A 919-nucleotide genomic window follows, 5' to 3' on the forward strand; every position below is an offset into this window, starting at 1 on the left:
TACCGGGCGTCACGCCTGGAACATGCTTAACGCGGGGTGGAGCAGCCCGGTAGCTCGTCAGGCTCATAACCTGAAGGTCGCAGGTTCAAATCCTGCCCCCGCAACCAATTTTAACGAACACGCCGTCTCCCCCAAGGAGGCGGCGTTTTTGTTTGTCCCCAACGCCAGCAACGCCGCCAGTTCGCCCTCGATCTCGACCGCATGGGATTTCGCCTCCGCATCCCAATGCACCACGATCCTGTCCAGCAGGGCGCGGACGGCGTCCTTCGCCTCCAGGGCCGTTTCAGGGGCGTTGAGCGAGGCAACCAGGGCTTCAACCTTACTGCGGTAAATGTCGGCCAAATCGGGTGGCAAGGCCTCCGGCTCGGCATTCGCGGCTTCAACCTCGACAGACTGCATCTTCTTCCGCGCTTCCAGGCCTTCCAACTCCGCCTTGGTGCTCTCGGTGAAGATGCCAGCCTTGATCGCCGTCAGGATGTTGGCGATCTCCTTCTCGGTCTTGCGCAAGGCCGCTTCCGCCTGTTTGCGTAGTGCCGTCCGGTCGTCGGTCAACTGGGCGAATTGCCGGCGGTACTCCTCCATGAACTCGGCGATGGCCTCGGGCTGCATCAATTGGGTGCGGATGCCGTCCAGGACCGTGCGTTCCAGCTTGTCCTTAGCGATGCCGGGAATGCCGGCGCAAACCGCTTTGCCCTTTTCCCGGGCCGAGGCGCAGTAATAGCGCTTGGGATTGGAGCCGCCGACGTTCATGGGCCCGCCGCAGCAACCGCAACGGATCAAGCCGGATAGCAGGTAAGTAGGTCGCCGGGCGGCCTGCGACCCGGACAGGGGCGCCTTGCCATCGACCTGGTTGTCGAGCCGGATTTCATCCAATGCGGCTTGGCGGGCCTTGGCGCGAGACCAGACCTCTTCATCGACG

Annotated in this window: 1 protein-coding gene and 1 tRNA gene; one reads left to right on the top strand and one right to left on the bottom strand. The window is 63.0% G+C overall.

The genetic code is table 11. The features are described 5' to 3' along the window. Positions 1–30 precede the first annotated feature (30 nt). Positions 31–107, top strand: a tRNA-Met gene (locus A6A05_RS04280). On the opposite strand, the gene A6A05_RS22240 is transcribed toward A6A05_RS04280, so the two are convergent. Then, positions 64–873, bottom strand: coding sequence for a recombinase zinc beta ribbon domain-containing protein (locus tag A6A05_RS22240; RefSeq protein WP_082910687.1), 810 nt, complete (start codon positions 871–873; stop codon positions 64–66). The two genes, A6A05_RS04280 and A6A05_RS22240, sit on opposite strands and share 44 nt — an antisense overlap. Positions 874–919: the final 46 nt, after the last annotated feature.

The organism is Magnetospirillum moscoviense (assembly GCF_001650635.1).
In the GTDB taxonomy this organism is placed as follows: Bacteria; Pseudomonadota; Alphaproteobacteria; order Rhodospirillales; family Magnetospirillaceae; genus Magnetospirillum; species Magnetospirillum moscoviense.